Below are 17,249 nucleotides of genomic sequence, written 5' to 3'. Positions count from 1 at the left end.
CTCTGTGACCGATGGGTAAAGAAGGCTTCTGGGACATTTGTTGCGCTTTTTACCAGTGCCGTGTCAGGCGGCGGCCACCTTCCCTGCCACCTCGCCTGCCATCGTCTCCGCCAGCGCGCTGCGCAGCCGCCTGGCCTGCGTCACCAGCCGGGACGAACCGCGTCGGTCCGCCGCCCCCGACAGATGCGGCAGTTCGCCCCGGGCGCCCATCCGCTCAGCGCACTCGGCGGCCACGGCGAGCAGTTCGCCGAGCCCGCGGGCCGATGGGCCGGTCGAGCCGGTCGAGCCGGTCGAGTCGGTGGCGAGGTCGGCGAGCAGGACGGGCAACACCTGACGGAGCACGCCCCAGATAGTGGCGTTCGCCCCCGTCGCCGCCGCGGTCCGCACCGCGTCGGCGAGCCGCACCGGCTTCACCGCGCCGCGCCGCACCAACTGGCCCAGGTCCGCGCCCAGCCGGTCGGTGTCGAGCCGGTCGCGCGCCGCCAGCACCAGCAGGGCGTCCACGGCGGCCAGCCGGTCCTCCGCGTGCCGGGCGCCGAGCCCGTACGCCACGCACAGGTGCACTGACTCTCCCGCCTCGCCATCCGCCTCGGCGAGGCGCGGCAGTACGGCGGCGGCGCCCCGGTCGTCGTCCACGGCCACCGCGGACACCTCCCGCAGCAGGCGCGCGGCCACCAGCTCCGGCCGCTCCGGCAGCAGGGCGAGCCAGTGCTGCCGTATCTCGCCGTTCCAGTGACGGCAGTACCAGCGCTCCCGGTACACACTCACCGACTGCCCCAACGGCCGGAGCCCGGCCGGGAGGTCGTCCCGCAGTTCCGGCACCTCACCGAACTCGACCAGGGTGCGGGCGTCCGCCGTCCGCCGAGAGGTGGGCAGACCGGTCCCCTCGGCGGTCAGCCACCGTGCGAGCCGCTTACCCTCCTCGGTGCCCAGCGCCGACGCTCGCTTCGCGGCCGCCAGGGCCGCCGTACGGTCACCGCGCCGTACCCGCAGCAGCGCCTGCCCGAAGTCGACCACCGCGACCCGGGCACCCAGGCGCCGGTAGGCTTCCAGACGGTCCACCAGTTCGTCGGGCTCCAGCAGGCCGGTGCCCCAGGTGGGTGTGGCGAGCAGGAACGGCTGCGGATCGGTGCGCAGCCGGTGGGCCACCTCCCACAGACGGGCCTCGAAGGGGCGGGCCAGGGAGCTGTGCACACAGCCGTGGTCCGTGCCCTCGTGCCGGACGGCCCGGCGGAGCGTGGTGGTGCGCACGTCCCCCCGCAGTGTCGCGAGGAGGAGGTCGAAGGCGCTCCCGCTGTCCAGCAGTTCGTGGTGGCCGTCGAAGTAGTCGTCCGAGCGGCGCCCGTAGAGCCGCTCACGGCCGGCCCACCAGCGGCGGGCGATCACCGGTTCGAGTGCCCGCAGCAGGGCGTCCGGGTTGTGGTGGTTGTGCCTGACCAGTCCGTCCAGAGCGCGCTCGAAGGTGGACACATCACCGCCGGAGGCCAGCAACGCGCCGATCTCCTCGGCGAGTTCGATCGCCGACCCGGGGGAGGGGGCCAGGCGCACCGGTTCCGGCGGGGGAGGGAGCGCCTCCTCGTAGGCCACGGGATCCGGCGCCGGCGGTGCCGCGCCCAGGGTCCGGACGGCACGCCTCCGCAACACGGGTGTCAACTGCTCTGCCGCGTACGCCAGATCGCTCGCTACGTCGGTGGCGGTGACCTTGCCGACGTGCCGCTCGACCAGCTTCAGGGCACGCTCCTGCACGTCGGAGTCCTCGTGCCCGAACGCCTGCGCCACGGCCGGGAGCAGTTCCCCGGCTGCGGAGGCGTCCCGCGCGAGCACCTTGCCCAGCAGCACGAGTTGGGCGCGCACAAGCTTCTTCTCCGGGCGGAACAGCACCGCGTCGGTCAGCTCCGCCAGCCGACGAGGTGGCAGCTTCCCGTCCAGGGCCAGGGCGCCCAGCACCGACTGGGCGTAGGAGGCCACCGCGGACACCGCGTCCGAGGCGAGCGCCGTCCAGTCGGACACCCGGTGCCGTTCCTCTTCGGGGGTGAGCCCGAGATCCTGGAGCACGCGCAGGAACACCCGGATCTCGGCGGGCGTGCCGCCGCGCAGCAGCCGCGCCACGCACCCGTCGATCATCGCCTTCCGGTCGAGGGCACCCTCGGCCGTCAGCTGTGCCAGCGCCCTGGTCCAGCTGTCCGGTCCGTCGCCGGCCAGCCGGCCCAGCTGTGTGCCGATGCCGTCGGTGCGGAAGAGGGCGGCGACCAGCTCGGCCAGATGCGGGTCCTGTCGCAGGCGGTCGCGTACCGTGCCGCCGCGCTGCCAGGTGCCGCCGATGTGGAACAGCCAGCCCTCGACGTATGCCTCCGTCGTCGGCACCGGGCAACCGGAGAGCCGAACGAGGCCGGCCATCAGCTCGTACGACACGTTGGAGCCGGTCGGGCGCTGGGCGAGACGGTGGACCACGTCGGCCAGCCAGCCGGGGTCGCGGTCGCCCAGGACGTGCAGCAGTACGGCCGGCGACGCCTGCGACCAGCGCATGTCGAGGGCCGCGAGCCAGTTCGCCACGGCCGCCGCGCCGGTCTGGCACGCAGCCCCGGCCGCGTGCAGTGCCGGATGGGTACGGCGGGACTCCGCGGACCAGCGAGCGGTCCTGAGCTCCTTGCGGAGGGCCTTCAGCTCCGGGAAGCACGAGCGCCGCTCGGCGTCGGTCATGCCGTCGAGCAGCGACACGACGTCGGCCGTCCGCCCGGCTCGCACCGCCCCCACCAGCACACTCGTCGTAGCCGTCGTAGCCGTCGTAGCCGTCGTAGCCGTCGTAGCCGTCGTAGCCGTCGTAGCCGTCGTAGCCGTCGTAGCCGTCGTAGCCGTCGCCGTCATCGCGCACCCCCGTCGAACCGAACCGTCACCTGCGTCGCCGCGGCGCCCCGCCGTGCCATTCGGACCGCCAGCGCGTGCTTGCACGGCCCGCGTCCGCCCCGGTACTTGGCCCACCACAGGCAGCTGCACGTGAGGACCCCCGCCTCGTCGCGCACCCGGTGCACATGCCCGTCCTCGGCCGTGACCGTCCCGATCGCACCGTCAAGGGCGACCGCGCCCGCGGCCACCAGTGACCGGGCCGACCTCAGGCGGGGGTTGTGGCGCTCCACGCGTTCCGCGTCGTAGGGCAGCTCCCGGTGGAAGTACGCCGCCTCCGCCGTGTCGTACCCGACGCGCCCCGAGGTGCCGAGGCGGACCAGTGCGGAGCGCACCCGCTCCGCGGTCAGCCCCGAGTCGGCGGCCAGGTCGGCGATGTCGATGCGCGGCTCCCAGGCGAGAAGCACCGAGATGAGTTCGGCGTCCGCGGCGGCCTCGTCGGTGGCGAGGGCGTCGAGGACGCCGCCCTCGCCGGAGAACCCACGGGCGGCGTGGGGGGAGAGGGTGAGGGTGAGGCGCATGCCCGGCAGCAACACCTCCCAGGCGGACGCCGTGGCCGCGGCTCCGGAGGCGACCGCGGGTCCGTAGACGCGCAGCGCAGTGGCGTGCCGCAGCACCCGCTGGAGCGCGACCAGCCGCTCAGGACCGGGCAGGCACACCGCGCCGGGCACCGCACGGGTCGTCGGCCGCAGCGTACGCCCGGACGGCACCACCCACCGGGGGCCGGCCGCCCCGCTCCTGCCGCCGCGGGGCAGCGAACGCAGGAAGCGGACCGCATCACCGGCGTCCAGTTCGGCCCGCAGATCGAAGCCGGCCGCTATGACCTGCGCCTCGGCGAAGCCGCGCAGCCACCGGTCCGGCAGCGGCACCTTCTTCTCCACGACGGGGCCGTCCAGCGTGGTCACGGCCAGTTCCTCGGGGCCGACCCGCAGATGGAGCGGGTCCTCCGCGCCGATCCGGGACAGGGCCTCGCGCAGCGGGTTGTTGACGTCGACGTTCGTCGTGCCGTGCCCGACCTCGCCGCCGTCGAGTCCCGTCTCCAGCACGTCCAGGCGCGCGTACACCCCTCCGCAGCCGGAGAAGGACTCGAAACGCAGCCGGTCTCCGTTGCCCGTCACCACCGGGTCGAGCGAGGCGCGCAGCTGCGGCTGGTAGTACCGGGCGGCGGCCACGTCGGCCACCGCGAGCAAGCCCACCGACGCCTGCTGAGGGGAGGTCAGGAAGCCTGCGAAGAACCGTGGATGGTCCACGGCACCGTGAGGTGTCGACCCCTCGGAGGTCTCCAGCCCCAGGCGCTGTCCGCCCGCCACGGATTCCAGCACGGAGGGTCGTCGATAGGCCACGGCCTGCAAAGATCGCGTCATGCGAAAAACCGTAGAGCCGACCACTGACAATCGGCTTGACCTGCGCAAACGGTGTCGCAGAGCGAGGAGTTGGCGGATGCGCGACGCGCGGGAACGCGGACGGGGCCGCGAGCCGCGCACCGGGGGATGACGCCGGCACGCGGCACACCCGACAGGCTACGGGAACTACTGGCCGACCCGGCCTGGCTGGAGCACCTTCGTGTGCAGCACCGTGCCGTCCTGCTCACGCAGACGCACCGTCATCTCGGCGCTGTCGCCGTCGATGTCGACCTCGCCGAAGAACTGGTAGCCGCCCGCGGGCGAGACGTTCGAAGCGGTCGGCGCCTTCACGAACACCCTCTCCGGGCCGAAGGTCCCGTCGAGGGCGCTGGCCGGGAACGCGCCCGCGTTGAGCGGCCCGGACACGAACTCCCAGAACGGCTCGAAGTCGGTGAACGCGGCACGCGAGGGCTGATAGTGCTGTGCCGAGGTGTGGTGCACGTCGGCCGTCAGCCACACCGTGCCGGTGATCCGCCGGTGCTTGATGTGGCGCAGCAGCTCGGCGATCTGCAGTTCACGCCCCAGAGGCGCGCCGGGGTCGCCCTGCGCCACTCCCTCGATGTTCGCCTTCCCCTCGGTGGCGTCGGGCACGACCAGGCCGATCGGCATGTCGGCCGCGATCACCTTCCACACCGCACGCGACCGCGACAGTTCCCGCTTGAGCCACTCCAACTGCTCGCGGCCCAGGATGCCCTGCGGGTCAACGGTCTGGTCACCGGGTGAGTTGGCGTCGCGGTACGTCCGCATGTCCAGCACGAACACGTCGAGGAGCGGGCCCTGGCGCAGTACCCGGTGCACGCGCCCCTCCCGCGCGCCGGGGCGCAGGGTGGAGATCGGGAAGTACTCGCCGAACGCGCGCCGGGCGCGGGCGGCCAGCACGTCCACGCTCTTCTCGGTGTAGCGGCTGTCCGTGTCCGCGATCACCTGGCCCGGGTACCAGTTGTTGCGCACCTCGTGGTCGTCCCACTGGACGACCGACGGGACCTGGGCGTTGAAGCGCCGCAGGTTCTCGTCGAGCAGGTTGTAGCGGAAGTTGCCGCGGAACTCGGCGAGGGTCTCGGCGACCTTGGACTTCTCCTCGGTGGTGATGTTCCGCCAGGTGCCGCCGTCGGGGAGGGCGGCCGTCTCCGCGATGGGGCCGTCGGCGTAGATGGTGTCGCCGCTGCACAGGAAGAAGTCCGGGTCCAGGGCGCCCATGGCGTCGTAGATGCGGTAGCCGCCGAGGTCGGGGTTGATGCCCCAGCCCTGGCCCGCCAGGTCGCCGGACCACACGAAGCGCGTCCCCTCGCGCCTGCGGACCGGCGCCGTGCGGAAGGTGCCGGGGACCGGCTCACCGGTGCGGCGCGGGTCGTCCGGGTCGGCGAGGAGCACGCGGTAGTGGATCTGCTCGCCCGGCGGCAGTCCGCGCAGCCTGGTCGTGCCGGTGAAGTCCGTGTCCGCTCCGAGCAGCGGGCCGCGCCATCTGCGGGCATTGCGGAACGACTCGGTGGCAGATGTCTCGACGATCATCCGGGCCGGCCGGTCGGACCGAACCCACACGAGACCGGAGTGGGAGGTCACGTCTCCCGTCTGCACGCCCCAGCCCGCTCCCGGTCGCCCGGAACGGGCGAACGCAGGCGCCGCACCGAGGGCGGTGGGCAGGGTCAGGGCCGCCGACGCGGCGAGGGAGCCGCGCAGCACGCTGCGGCGACCGGGCAACGGACGGTGTGACATGGATGCGCCTCCAGGGACGTCCAGGGACGGGATCCGGCCAGTGTTCCGGCCAGTGTGCAGAGCCAGACCTACTGGTGCGGCGCGGCGACCGCGGAAATTCCGGGTGAACAACCGGCCGCCCGCGCGCGTGCAAGCACCTCACCCGCCCCGCGTCACACAGCCTGCCCCCGTCACAGCCTGCCCCGCATCACACAGCCTGCCCCGCATCACACAGGCTGCCTCGCATCACACACCCCCGCCCCGCATCACACAGCCCCGCCCATCATCTCCACCCCCGCACGAATGCGGGCCGGTGTCAGGTGCGCGTAGCCCAGCACCAGCCGCACCTCCTTCGCCGCCGCCTCGTCGCCACCCACCCCGTGCCCGTACTCCGCCAGCGAACGCACGGCGACCCCGGCCTCCCTCACGCGCGCGAGGAAACGCTCCTCGGGGCCGTACCGCCCGGGGAGTGTGGCGATGGCGTGGAGTCCGGCGGCGATGCCGGACACCTGGGAGCCGGGAAAGTGCTCCTCAAGGGCGTCGACCATGGCGTCGCGCCGCTCACGGTAGGCGCGCTGACAGACGCGCAGTTGGCGGTCGTAGTCGCCGCGTTCCACGAAGCGGGCGAAGAGTGCCTGGTCGAGGGCCGGATGCCCGAGGTCCGTGGTGCGTTTGCGCTCGACGACGTCGTCCGCCAGCCACTCCGGCACCAGCAGCCAGCCCAGCCGCAGCCCCGGCGCGAGGGACTTGCTGACCGAACCCGTGTAGGCGACGCGTTCCGGATCGAGTCCCTGGAGTGCGCCCACGGGGGCACGGTCGTACCGGAAGTCGCCGTCGTAGTCGTCCTCCAGGACGAGGCCGTCCACGGTCCGTGCCCAGTCCAGCAGTTTGCCGCGCCGCCGCGCGGAGTAGGCGATCCCGGTGGGGAACTGGTGGGCCGGAGTCGTCACGACGGTCCGTACGCCCGAGGCGTGCAGCGGGCCGACGGCGAGTCCCTCGTCGTCCAGCGGCAGCGGCACGGTGTCCACGCCCGCCGACGCGTACAGGGCGTCGTGCTGGGGGCTGCCGGGATCCTCGACGCCGGTGGCGCGCACCCCGCGCGCGTGGAGCACGCTCGCGAGCAGCGCCGTCGCCTGCGCCACCCCGGAGACCACCATGATCCGCTCCGGGTCGGCCACCACGCCCCGGCGCCGCGCGAGCAGCTCGGCCAGCGCGGTCCGCAGCCGGGGCAGCCCGCGAGGGTCGGGGTAGCCGAGGCTCTCGTGCGGCAGCTCCGCCAACACGCCCCGCTGAGCGGCGGCCCACGCCGAGCGCGGGAAGAGCGAGAGATCCGGCGTCCCCGGCACGAAGTCGACACGGTCGGCGGGGGAGCGCGGGGCGAGATCACGCGCGCGCGGACGGGCGGCCCGCACGGCGTCCCCCACCCAGGTCCCCGCACCCTGCCCGCTGCGCAGATAGCCCTCGGCCGTCAGCTGCTCGTACGCCTCCGTCACCAGCCCCCGCGACACCCCGAGGTCGGCCGCCAGGTCCCGGCTGGACGGGAGGCGGGTGCCCGGCGTGAGCCGGCCCGAGCGGACCGCGTCGCGCAGCGCCGCCTGAAGCGCGCGCCCGCGCGCGCGTGCCGGCGCCGAGGCGGCGGGCAGCAGCAACTCCCAGGCGGCGCTGCTGTCGGCGCTGCGACGGGTGTTGCGATGGGCGTCTCGGTCGGCGGAGCCCAGAGGGCCGCCCTGACCGGTCGACGGCGTCATGAAAGAAGTCCCCCCAGCATCGTGTCTTTCAAGCACCCCGCATTTTACGAGGGGTTGGACCCGTTGGTGCGTAAACCGGAGTGACAGACCACAGCGAGGGGGCAGACCGAGGTCCCGCCCCGGAATCGTAAGCGCAATCCAGGAGCGCCCGTGGACTCCAAGAACCGTTTCGAGACGAAGACCACCTTCGCTCTCTCCCGACTCGAATGGCTTGGCTTTCTCACCGTATCTGTCGTGCTCGCGTTCCAGCACCTCACGGAAATCCGCTGGGCCGTCTTCGTCCTGTTGTTCGTGGTGATCGACGTCATCGGATACCTGCCCGGCGCGATCGCCTTCCGGCGCAGCCCGGACGGACACGTTCCGCGCGGCTGCTACGTGGCCTACAACACGATGCACAGCCTGGTCACAGCGGGTGTCCTGGCGGGGGCGTGGGCGCTGTTCGTCCGGCCGGAATGGGCACTGCTGGCCCTCCCGATCCACCTCATGGGCGACCGGGCCCTCTTCGGGAACTCCCTCAAACCCTTCGGTGTCGCCTTCGAGCCGGAAACCACCCCGGAGTTCCGCAGGTTCGAGCAGCGGTACCACTCGGCGGCGGTTACCGGTCAAAGTACCGCCGCGCGGACTTCCGTGGAGGACACCGATGCCGTCCGTGCTTGACACACTTGCCGCGCACAGCGACAACCCCAGTTCCTTTCTCGCCCTCAACAGCGGGAACGCGTACTTCCACGACGGCGGGTTCGACGGCGCCTGCGCCTATCGCACCTCGGGCCGCTACGTACTGCAATTCGGCGGCCCGTTCACCGCGCCGGAACACCGCGCACGCCTGCTGGACGCGTTCGCCGCCCACGCCGGCCGCCGTCTGGTCGCCGTGCAACTGCAGCGGGCGGACGCCGAGCTGTACGCGGCGCACGGCTTCACGGTCAACCAGCTCGGGGCGTCGTACGCGGTCGACCTGAGCCGTTTCACGCTGCGCGGCTCACGGTTCGTCCGGCTGCGGAACAAGATCTCGCGCGCCCGGCGGGCGGGCCTGGAGGTCGCCGAGGTCATGGCCGGCGACGACTGCGCCGAACTGGACCGGATCGACCAGTGCTGGCTGCGGGACAAGGGCCGGCACGCCAAGGAGCTGCGCTTCCTCATCGGCCAGCGCAACGGGAGCCTGCAAAGGCACCGCCGTCTGTTCGTCGGCCGGATCGACGGCGAGACGGCCGGCTACATCAACTACTCACCGGTCTACGGCAGCCGCTCCGGCTGGCTGCACGACCTCAGCCGGCGCCGCCCCGACGCTCCGCCCGGCGTGATGGAGGCGCTCAACGCCACCGTCATGGAACGGCTGACCGCCGAGGGGGCGGGCTGGCTGCACTTCGGGTTCACCCCGTTCACCGCGCTCGACCCGGAGCACGAACTACCCGGTGCCAGCCGTATGTTCACCCGGTTCGCCCGTCTCCTGGCCGAGCGCGGCGACGTGATCTACCCGGCGGCCTCCCAGCTCGAGTACAAGCAGAAGTGGGCCCCGCACGTGGTCCTGCCGGAGTACATCGCCTTCCGCGGCAGGCCCCGCCCCGGCGCGGTCTGGCAGCTGCTGCGCGCCACCAACGCCCTCTGAGCCACCGCGTCCACGGCCGCGCGAGTGCCGCGCCGATTCCGCATTCGTCCCACCCTGGAGGACCGCACGCCCATGAGATTCCTAGAGCGTGAACGCGCCACCCTCGCGAAGCTGCTGCCCGAACTGGACCCCGCCCTGCGCGAGGCCCCGCTGATGGAACTGGAGCGGCCGGGCAGCCCGGGCATCCGGCACTTCCGGGACAGCGGCGGTCCAGGACTGCTCGTCCCCGAGGCCCACCAGGGCCGGGGCGCCACCGCGCTCGACGCCCTGCGCGTGCAGCGGGCCATCGGCAGCCGCTCGCCGTCCCTGGCCGTGGCCACCACCATGCACCACTTCTCCATGGCCACCCTTGTCGGGATCGGTGGCCTCGGCGATGGCCTGGAGTGGATGCTGATCGAGGGGGCGGCCTCGTCCAACCGCGTCATCGCCTCCGGCTTCGCCGAGGGCCGCAGCGGCGCAGGCATCCTCGACCCGTCGATGACCGCCACGGTGACCGCGGACGGCGTCCGGATCAACGGCGTCAAACGGCCGTGCAGCCTGGCCCACTCCATGGACGTGCTCACCGCCAGCGTGATGATCCCGCGCGAGGACGGGCAGGGCGACGAACTCGCCGTAGCCCTCGTGCCCGCGGAGAGCGAGGGGATGAGCGTCAGCGGCTTCTGGTCCAGCGCCTTCCTCGCCGGGGCCGAGAGCGAACAGGTCACGCTCACCGACGTCCTCGTACCGCCGGAACTCCTGCTGCGCACCGGGACGCCCTCCGGTGAACAGCTCGACGAACTTCAGACGGCCGGTCTGATCTGGTTCCAGACGCTGATGACGGGCAGCTACCTCGGCGCCGCGAGCGCGCTGGTGGAGCGGGTGCTGCTGAACGACCGCATCCCCGAGCACGAGCGCGTACGCCTCTTCGTCGAGACCGAGGCCGCCATGGCCACCGCCGAGGGCGTCGCCCGGCGTATCGACGCCGGTGACCTCGACGAGTCGGCGCTCGCACAGGCGTTGTACGTGCGCTACGGCGTCCAGGACGCCATCGCCCGGGTCGTCCCGCGCGCGGTCGAACTCCTCGGCGGCCTCAACTTCATGACGTCCGACGAGGTGGGCCACCTGGCCGCCTGCGCCAACGGACTCTCCCTGCACCCGCCGTCGCGCTCCCGGATGACCGGCCCGTTCTCCGCGTACCTGGCCGACCGGCCACTCGCCATCGCCTGACCGCGCCCCACCGTCCATCGGTGGGCCGAGACCCGTTGGGAGAACACACCCCCCATGCCGTCAGACAACCAGCGTCTCGCCCTCCTGCCCGTCGGCCGTACGGGACGGCGCGACCGCCCCTCCCTGCTGCTCACCGGCGGTTCCGGAGTGCTCGGACGTGCCCTGATCGACGAGCTGTCACCCGACTTCGACCTGCTGTGCCTGCGCCGCAACACACCGTTGCGCGATCCGCGGGTGCGCGAGCTCCAGGGCGACCTGGTCGCTCCCCGGCTCGGCCTGAGCCCACTGGCCTGGCACGAACTGGCCCTTGAGGTGGACGTGGTGCTGCACTGCGCCGCCGAGACCAACTGGCGTACTGCGCCACAGGACATCACGCGCACCAACCTGCGCGGTGCCGACACCATGCTCGACCTGGCGGCCCGGGCCGACGCCCCGCTGTACCTGGTGAGTACCGCGTTCGTGGCCAACACGCCCACCGAGGAGGACCGCCGGCGCTTCCCGGGTGCCGCCGCCTACCTCGACTCCAAGGCCAGGGCCGAACAGATGACACGCGAGGCGGGCGTGCCCGGCGCCATCGTCCGGCCCTCGGTCGTCATGGGCGACTCCGTCAGCGGGCGGATCGCCGTTCAGCAGGGGCTGACCAAGACGATCGGCTCGATGGTCCTGGGGCAGGCCCCGGTGCTGCCCGGAGCCCCCGAGGCCCGGATCGACATGGTGCCCCAGGACTACGTCTCGCGGGCCATCGGCGACCTGGTCCGGGGCGGCGTGGCCGACGGCGAGTACTGGCTGACGGCGGGCAAGGAGGCCATCGACCTGCGGGAGTTCGCCGACGTCTGCGCGGACGTCGCCGTACGCCACGGCCTCCCCCGGCCCCAGCGGCCCCGGCTCATCCCCGTCGAGGCCGTGCACCGGCTGCTCCTGCCGATGCTGGAGGGCACCTCGCTGCCCGCGTCCCTCCGGCGGCGGCTGGAGTACTACGCGGAACTGCTGCTGGTGTTCCAGCGGGAGCTGCCGTTCGACACATCCCTCGGCGAACCCGACTGCGGCACCCGCCTGACCCGGACCGACATCAGGGCCGCGCTCGTACGCAACGCGGAGAGCTGGGCGGGGGACAGGGCCGGCCTGCTCACCCGGAACCGGACCGCCGCGGCCGTTCCGATGGAGGTGGCGTCATGACCGTGTCGCCCCCGTCCACCGGTACCACCGGGCCGTCCTCCGGGGCCTCCGCGTCGTCCTCCGGGGCTGCCGGGCCGTCCTCTGCGGCTGCCGGGTCCGCCTCTGGGGCTGCCACGGCGTCCCCCGGGACCACCGCAGCCGCGTCGTCCTCCGGGGCTGCCGGGCCGACCTCTGGGGCTGCCGGGTCCACCTCCGGGGCTGCCACGGCGTCCCCCGGGACCACCGCCCCGGCCTCCGGTTCCGGGGCTGCCGGGTCCGCCTCCGGGGCTGCCGGACCGCGCTCCGAGACCCCCACGCCGTCCTCCGGGTCCTCCGTCCCGGCCTCCGAGTCCTCCACCCCGCGCGCCGGGGCCGCCGCGCCGACCGACCGGCCCGACGTCGTGGACCTCTACCTCAAGCACATCGGCTCCGGCCGCGCCGTGATGGGCCGCGTCATGGGCGGCATGGCCGAGATCCGCTCCGAGGGCCCTTGGATCCACGCCGACGACGGCCGCCGTTTCCTCGACTTCGGCGGCTACGGCGTCTTCATCCTGGGCCACCGCCACCCGGCCGTCGTCGAAGCGGTGCACCGGCAGATCGACACCCACCCGCTGGCCAGCCGCGTCTTCCTCGAACCCGTCGCCGCCCGGGCCGCCCAGGCCCTGGCCGCCCACACCCCGCCCGGCCTCGACTACGTCCACTTCGTCAACTCCGGCGCCGAGGCCACCGAAGCGGCCCTGAAACTGGCCCGCGCCCACGGACTCACCTCGGTGATCACCACCCGCAGCGGCTTCCACGGCAAGACCCTCGGCGCGTTGAGCGTCACCGCCAACGCCACGTACCAGACGCCCTTCCAGCCCCTGCTCCCGGACGTCACCCAGGTGGCCTACGACGACCCGGCCGACCTCGAACAGGCGCTGGCCGCCCACCGCGACCGGGCCTGCGTCATCGTCGAACCCGTCCAGGGCGAGGGCGGCGTACGCATCCCCCGCCACGGCTACCTCAGCCAGGTGCGGGCGCTGTGCCAGGCGTACGGCGCCCTGCTGGTCGTCGACGAGATCCAGACCGGCATGGGGCGGCTGGGCACCTGGTGGGGCGTCGACGCCGAGGACGTGCGTCCGGACGTGCTGCTCGTCGGCAAGGGACTCAGCGGCGGTGTCGTACCGGTCGCCGCGATGGTCGCCACCGCGGAGGCCTACGCCCCCTTCAGCCGCGACCCCTACCTGCACACCTCCACCTTCGGCGCCTCGCCGATCGCCTGCGCCGCCGCCCTCGCCGCCGTACGGGCGATGGAGGAGGAGGACACCGTGGCCCGGGCCGCCGCGCTCGGCCCGCGCATCCTCACCGCCGTACGGGACGTGTGCGCGCCGTACGAGGGCGGACTGGTCCGCGAAGTGCGCGGCCGGGGTCTGCTGATCGGTATCGAGTTCGCCGAAGAACAGGCGGTCGGCGAACTCCTGCTGGAACTGATCTCCCGCGGTGTGCTCGTCAACAACTCCCTCAACTCCACCCGTGTGCTGCGGCTGACCCCGCCGGCCGTGGTCGAGGACTCCGCGCTCGACCTGTTCCTCACCACCCTCGGCGCGGCCCTGCGCAGCACGGCCGACCGTATGACCGGCTGACACCGGCTCCTGGCGCCGGCGCCAGCCACCAGCTCCGGACACCAGCGTCCGGAAACCCTCCGGAAAGGAACCGAACGACCCATGCGCCACGTGGTCCTGCACGCCCTCGCCGACGAACTGGCACCCGCCGACGTCTACGCCCGCATCAGCGACTTCCGCCGCTATCCCGAGTACAGCGACACCTTCCGCGAGGTGCATGTCGAGCCTCCGCTGCCCGACGGCTCCACGGTCTCGGACTGGACCGTCGAGTTCCGGGGCGGCCTGATGCGGTGGCGGGAACGCGACACCTACTCGCCCGAGACGTACTCCATCGCCTTCGAACAGCTCAGCGGCGACTTCCAGACCTTCGAGGGGAGCTGGCGCTGCGAAGCGAGGGACGGCGGCACGCTCGTCGTCTTCACCGCGGCCTTCGACCTCGGCATCCCTTCCATGGCCGAGATCCTCGACCCGGTGGCCGAGTCGACCCTGCGGACCAACATCGCCCGCGTGCTGCGGGGCCTTGCGGGCGCGGAGGTGATCGATGAGCGCGCGGCTGCGGCTGGTGGCTGACCGGGCGGCCGTAACGGGCGCCCCGCCCCCGGCCGCCGATCCGCCGCACGAGGAGCCGCTGCACGAGGAACCAGGGCCGGGCGCCGCCCGCTGCCTGGGCCTGTACGCCAAGCTGGCCGCCGGGGTGGCCGTGGTGACCGCCCGCGGTGAGGACGGCCCGCTCGGCATGACGGTCTCCGCCGTCACCTCCCTCTCCGCCCGCCCGCCGCTGCTCGTGGCCTGTCTGCGCGACGGCTCCCGCACCCTCGCCGCCGTCCGGGCCCGCCGGTCCTTCGCCGTGCACCTGCTGCGCGAGGAACAGCAGGACCTGGCGGGCCGGTTCGCGTCCCCGGCGACGACCGCGGCCGAGCGGTTCGCCGGGACGGACACCCGGCAGGTGCTGGGCGTCCCCGTGCTGGCCGGCGCGCTCGCCTGGTCGGTGTGCCTGACCGAGGACGTACGCCGCTACGGCGACCACCACCTCGTCGTCGGCCGGGTCGCCGCCGTGCACGTGGGCGGCGGACGCCCGCTGCTGTGGCACGACCGCCGGTTCGGTGCGCTGACCGAGCCGGTGCCGGACGCCGCCGGATGACCAGGCCATCGGCCGGGACGCCGTACTGGGACCCCGCGGAACTGCCGACGCAGCCCCAGCTGCACGGCGTGGTCACCGCCGACGTGGCCGTCGTCGGGGCCGGCCTGGCCGGGTTGTCCTGCGCCTACCACCTGGCGGAACGCGCCCCCGGGCTCGACATCGCGGTGGTGGACGCCGAGCACCCGGCCGCCGGCGCCAGCGGCCGGGGCACCGGTCTGCTGGGGCCCCGGGCCGGCCCCGCGGTCGACCGCGCGGTGCGCCGCTTCGGCCCGCAGACGGCGCGCAGGATGCACCGAGCCAGCGAGCGGGCGGTGCGGGACGTCCTCGACCTGTGCGCCCGGCTCGACGTGCCCTGCGGGCTGCGGCTCGGCGAGCAGTTGGTGGCCACGCGGTCGTCCGCGGGCCTGGTGGCACTCGCCCGCCAGGCCCGCGCCTGCCGCGAACTCGGTCTGGACGTCCCCGTCCTCACCCCGGCCGGCATCCGCGACCGGGTCGGCGTGCCCTACCGGGCGGCACTCCTGCACCGCTCCGCCGCGACCCTCGACCCGGCCGCCCTGACCTGCGCCCTCGCCCGTGCCTGCGCCGACAAGGGCGTGCGGTTCTACGGCCGCAGCCCGCTGCTGGCCCTGCGCCCAGGCGACCTGGTCGGCCCCGAGCTGGTCCTCCCGCACGGCAGGCTCTACGCAGGTCAGGCGGTGCTGGCCGTCAACTCCGCCGCGCAGGCACTGGACCTGCCGGTCGGCACCGTCCTGCCGCTCGAGGTGTACGCCGTCGCCACCGAACCGCTGAGCGCCCCGGCCTACGAGGCCCTGGGCGGGCGCGCCGGACACTCCGTCGTCGACGCCGTCCCGATGGCGCCGTACTTCCGGCTGCTCCCGGACCGGGGCCTGGTGGCGGGTGGCGGTACCGCCACGGTCCCGGCGGGTATCGGCGCTCCCCGTCTTCAGGCCGTCAGGGAGCGTGCCTGGGCCCGGCTGGAGAGGTGGCTGCGGTCCCTGCATCCGGACCTCGCCCGGGTACGGGTCACCCACCGCTGGTCCGGCCGCATCGGCATGACGGGCGACGACCTGCCGGTGGTGGGGCCGGTGCCGGGCTTCGACGACGTCTGGTACATCGGCGGCTGCTGCGGGCACGGACTCGCCCTGTCCGTGGCGCACGGCGCGCACGTGGCCGCGGCCCTGCTGGGTGAGCCGGAACCCGGCGAACCGCTCCCGTGGCACCGCTCCCGGGCCCCGCGCCTGCCCGCACGCGGACCCGTGCGGCCCCTGCTGCGGGCGTACGTGGACGCAATGGGGCGAATCGCGCGGCATACATGCTGACGGCGGGCGCTGCCCGCATCCGTACTCCAGCTCCGCAGACCGCGGACTCCAGCTCCGCAGACCCCAGCCTCGCGGCCCCACAGACCTCAGAACCCGACCAGGAGGTTCCACGATGCGACCCCACCTCGGTACGAACGGCCGCCTGCCGTCGGCCCTGTCCATGGGAACCGTAGATGTCGCCTTCCACCTGGCGACGGGCGGCAGCCCTGTGCCCCTCGCGTTCACGTTCGGGTTCGATGGCCGGGCCCCCACCCTGGACTCCGTACGCGCGCGGGTCGCCGAACGCGTCCACCGCGTCCCGACGTTGCGCTACCGCATCGCCCGGGACCGCAGGAAATTCCGGCGAGTGGACCGGATCGCGGTGGACCGGCATGTGCACGAGGCGTGGCTGCCCGAGGACACCGACGGGTCGGCGACCAGCCGCCTGATGCTGTCCCGGCCGATGAGCACGGACGACCGGCCGCCCTGGGACGTGTGGCTGGTCCACGGCCCGGCGGACCGCCACACCCTGGTCTACCGAACCGACCACACCTTCCAGGACGGCATGGGTGCCGCCTACACCGCCCGCGCTCTCCTCGCTGACCACCCCGAGGGCGGACCGGCCCCACAGCATCCCGCCCGGCCCACCGCACACGGCCTCGCGGACGCCCTGGGCGAAGTGGTGGCCGCTTTCCGCGCGCCCACCCCTAAACCCGCGTTCGACGGAGAATCCACGGGCCGCGTCGACGTCTGCCACGCCGACATCCCGCTGGCCCGGCTGCGCGCCGTCGCCCGCGCCCACGGCGGTACGGTCACGGACGTCTATCTCGCGGCCCTGTCCCACGCCGTCCGCACCTGGTACCTGAAGGACACCGGCTCGGCCCATCCGCCGCTGCCCGTATCGATCCCGATGTCGGTCCGGGCCCCGGGGGAGGAGTACGCCCCGGGCAACCGCATGGTCACCGCCCGGCTCCTGCTGCCCTGCGACGAGGAGTCACCCCAGCGGGCCCTGGACCGGGTCGTCGCCCGCACGGGCCGGCTGCGGGAGAGCCGGCGGCGCGACGCCATGCGCCTGCTGCTGTCCGCCGCCCCGCGGACGCTCGGCGCCACCGTCGGCACCCGCCTGGTCCGCGGGGCGTTCGTGGCCGGCCCGGTGAGCAGCGTGAACTTCGGCACGGCCCTGGTCCACCAGGGGGTCGCGGCCCGTCGCGCGGCCGCCTTCGCCGGCGTCGCGTCAGGCATCCGGTGTGTGACGACGCTGACGAGCCAGCACGACACCGCGTGCCTGACCGTCGTTCACGACGAGGCCCTGGCGACCGCGGACGAACTCCCCGACCTGTGGCTCGCGGCGCTGCTGGAGCTGGAGCGGCCGTAGCCACGGCACCACGCGCGGGGGGCAGACACAAACCCCAGGGCGCGCGGCTTGTGTCTTGTTTAGGGGGGTCCCTTCACCCTTTCCCCATTGCAAAGAAAACCCTTTTTGCCGCCCTTCCCACCCCCC

13 protein-coding genes are annotated in these 17,249 nt (G+C 73.4%); 9 read left to right on the top strand and 4 right to left on the bottom strand.

Annotated features, from left to right (window positions below; all coding sequences use genetic code 11):
- Positions 1-63 precede the first annotated feature (63 nt).
- The 4 genes from ACFCZF_RS23410 to ACFCZF_RS23395 all read right to left on the bottom strand — a co-directional run bounded on the left by ACFCZF_RS23410 (position 64) and on the right by ACFCZF_RS23395 (position 7,744).
- Positions 64-2,865 (bottom strand): DUF6493 family protein, encoded by a 2,802-nt coding sequence (locus ACFCZF_RS23410; protein ID WP_376673308.1) that lies wholly within the window; start codon positions 2,863-2,865, stop codon positions 64-66.
- On the bottom strand, positions 2,862-4,265 hold the full coding sequence (locus ACFCZF_RS23405) for an SWIM zinc finger family protein (protein WP_376673307.1): 1,404 nt from the start codon (positions 4,263-4,265) through the stop codon (positions 2,862-2,864). Before ACFCZF_RS23405 ends, ACFCZF_RS23410 begins: the two co-directional genes overlap by 4 nt.
- A gap of 165 nt (positions 4,266-4,430) precedes the next feature.
- Positions 4,431-6,017, bottom strand: a complete 1,587-nt coding sequence (locus ACFCZF_RS23400) for an alkaline phosphatase D family protein (protein ID WP_376673306.1) — start codon at positions 6,015-6,017, stop codon at positions 4,431-4,433.
- Between the two features lie 245 nt (positions 6,018-6,262).
- A complete protein-coding gene (locus tag ACFCZF_RS23395) occupies positions 6,263-7,744 on the bottom strand; it encodes a PLP-dependent aminotransferase family protein (protein WP_376673305.1) in 1,482 nt (493 codons plus the stop codon).
- Positions 7,745-7,894: 150 nt separating this feature from the next.
- Here ACFCZF_RS23395 and ACFCZF_RS23390 point away from each other — a divergent pair, with 150 nt between their 5' ends.
- From ACFCZF_RS23390 to ACFCZF_RS23350, 9 genes are all read left to right on the top strand, one after another.
- A complete protein-coding gene (locus ACFCZF_RS23390; RefSeq protein ID WP_376673304.1) occupies positions 7,895-8,401 on the top strand; it encodes a hypothetical protein in 507 nt (168 codons plus the stop codon).
- Positions 8,385-9,347 carry a bifunctional lysylphosphatidylglycerol flippase/synthetase MprF gene (locus ACFCZF_RS23385; protein WP_375905578.1) on the top strand — a complete coding sequence of 321 codons (963 nt, stop codon included), beginning with the start codon at positions 8,385-8,387 and terminating at the stop codon, positions 9,345-9,347. Before ACFCZF_RS23390 ends, ACFCZF_RS23385 begins: the two co-directional genes overlap by 17 nt.
- A 72-nt stretch (positions 9,348-9,419) precedes the next feature.
- On the top strand, positions 9,420-10,553 hold the full coding sequence (locus tag ACFCZF_RS23380; RefSeq protein ID WP_376673303.1) for an acyl-CoA dehydrogenase: 1,134 nt from the start codon (positions 9,420-9,422) through the stop codon (positions 10,551-10,553).
- Between the two features lie 54 nt (positions 10,554-10,607).
- Entirely contained in the window at positions 10,608-11,729 is a 1,122-nt protein-coding gene (locus ACFCZF_RS23375) for an SDR family oxidoreductase (RefSeq protein WP_376673302.1), read from the top strand.
- A 422-nt stretch (positions 11,730-12,151) separates the two neighbouring features.
- Positions 12,152-13,330: an aspartate aminotransferase family protein gene (locus tag ACFCZF_RS23370; protein ID WP_376673363.1), complete on the top strand. Its 1,179-nt coding sequence runs from the start codon at positions 12,152-12,154 to the stop codon at positions 13,328-13,330.
- An 81-nt stretch (positions 13,331-13,411) separates the two neighbouring features.
- Entirely contained in the window at positions 13,412-13,879 is a 468-nt protein-coding gene (locus ACFCZF_RS23365) for an aromatase/cyclase (RefSeq protein WP_376673301.1), read from the top strand.
- The gene (locus tag ACFCZF_RS23360) at positions 13,851-14,450 is read left to right on the top strand and encodes a flavin reductase family protein (RefSeq protein WP_376673300.1); all 600 of its coding nucleotides are present in this window, start codon (positions 13,851-13,853) and stop codon (positions 14,448-14,450) included. Before ACFCZF_RS23365 ends, ACFCZF_RS23360 begins: the two co-directional genes overlap by 29 nt.
- A complete protein-coding gene (locus ACFCZF_RS23355; protein WP_376673299.1) occupies positions 14,447-15,769 on the top strand; it encodes an NAD(P)/FAD-dependent oxidoreductase in 1,323 nt (440 codons plus the stop codon). The genes ACFCZF_RS23360 and ACFCZF_RS23355 overlap by 4 nt, the downstream gene beginning before the upstream one ends.
- Positions 15,770-15,881: 112 nt before the next feature.
- Positions 15,882-17,123: a wax ester/triacylglycerol synthase domain-containing protein gene (locus ACFCZF_RS23350; protein ID WP_376673298.1), complete on the top strand. Its 1,242-nt coding sequence runs from the start codon at positions 15,882-15,884 to the stop codon at positions 17,121-17,123.
- Positions 17,124-17,249: the final 126 nt, after the last annotated feature.

The sequence above is a fragment of the Streptomyces sp. NPDC056296 genome (assembly GCF_042268605.1).
GTDB lineage: Bacteria > Actinomycetota > Actinomycetes > Streptomycetales > Streptomycetaceae > Streptomyces.
This window is presented reverse-complemented; position numbering and strand designations above follow the sequence as displayed.

Bases quoted from the DNA above. Each gene is read 5' to 3' on its own strand.
- ACFCZF_RS23410 (WP_376673308.1), bottom strand. From the start codon at position 2,865: ATGACGGCGACGGCTACGACGGCTACGACGGCTACGACGGCTACGACG.
- ACFCZF_RS23405 (WP_376673307.1), bottom strand. From the start codon at position 4,265: ATGACGCGATCTTTGCAGGCCGTGGCCTATCGACGACCCTCCGTGCTG.
- ACFCZF_RS23400 (WP_376673306.1), bottom strand. From the start codon at position 6,017: ATGTCACACCGTCCGTTGCCCGGTCGCCGCAGCGTGCTGCGCGGCTCC.
- ACFCZF_RS23395 (WP_376673305.1), bottom strand. From the start codon at position 7,744: ATGACGCCGTCGACCGGTCAGGGCGGCCCTCTGGGCTCCGCCGACCGA.
- ACFCZF_RS23385 (WP_375905578.1), top strand. From the start codon at position 8,385: ATGCCGTCCGTGCTTGACACACTTGCCGCGCACAGCGACAACCCCAGT.
- ACFCZF_RS23380 (WP_376673303.1), top strand. From the start codon at position 9,420: ATGAGATTCCTAGAGCGTGAACGCGCCACCCTCGCGAAGCTGCTGCCC.
- ACFCZF_RS23375 (WP_376673302.1), top strand. From the start codon at position 10,608: ATGCCGTCAGACAACCAGCGTCTCGCCCTCCTGCCCGTCGGCCGTACG.
- ACFCZF_RS23370 (WP_376673363.1), top strand. From the start codon at position 12,152: ATGGGCCGCGTCATGGGCGGCATGGCCGAGATCCGCTCCGAGGGCCCT.
- ACFCZF_RS23365 (WP_376673301.1), top strand. From the start codon at position 13,412: ATGCGCCACGTGGTCCTGCACGCCCTCGCCGACGAACTGGCACCCGCC.
- ACFCZF_RS23360 (WP_376673300.1), top strand. From the start codon at position 13,851: ATGAGCGCGCGGCTGCGGCTGGTGGCTGACCGGGCGGCCGTAACGGGC.
- ACFCZF_RS23355 (WP_376673299.1), top strand. From the start codon at position 14,447: ATGACCAGGCCATCGGCCGGGACGCCGTACTGGGACCCCGCGGAACTG.
- ACFCZF_RS23350 (WP_376673298.1), top strand. From the start codon at position 15,882: ATGCGACCCCACCTCGGTACGAACGGCCGCCTGCCGTCGGCCCTGTCC.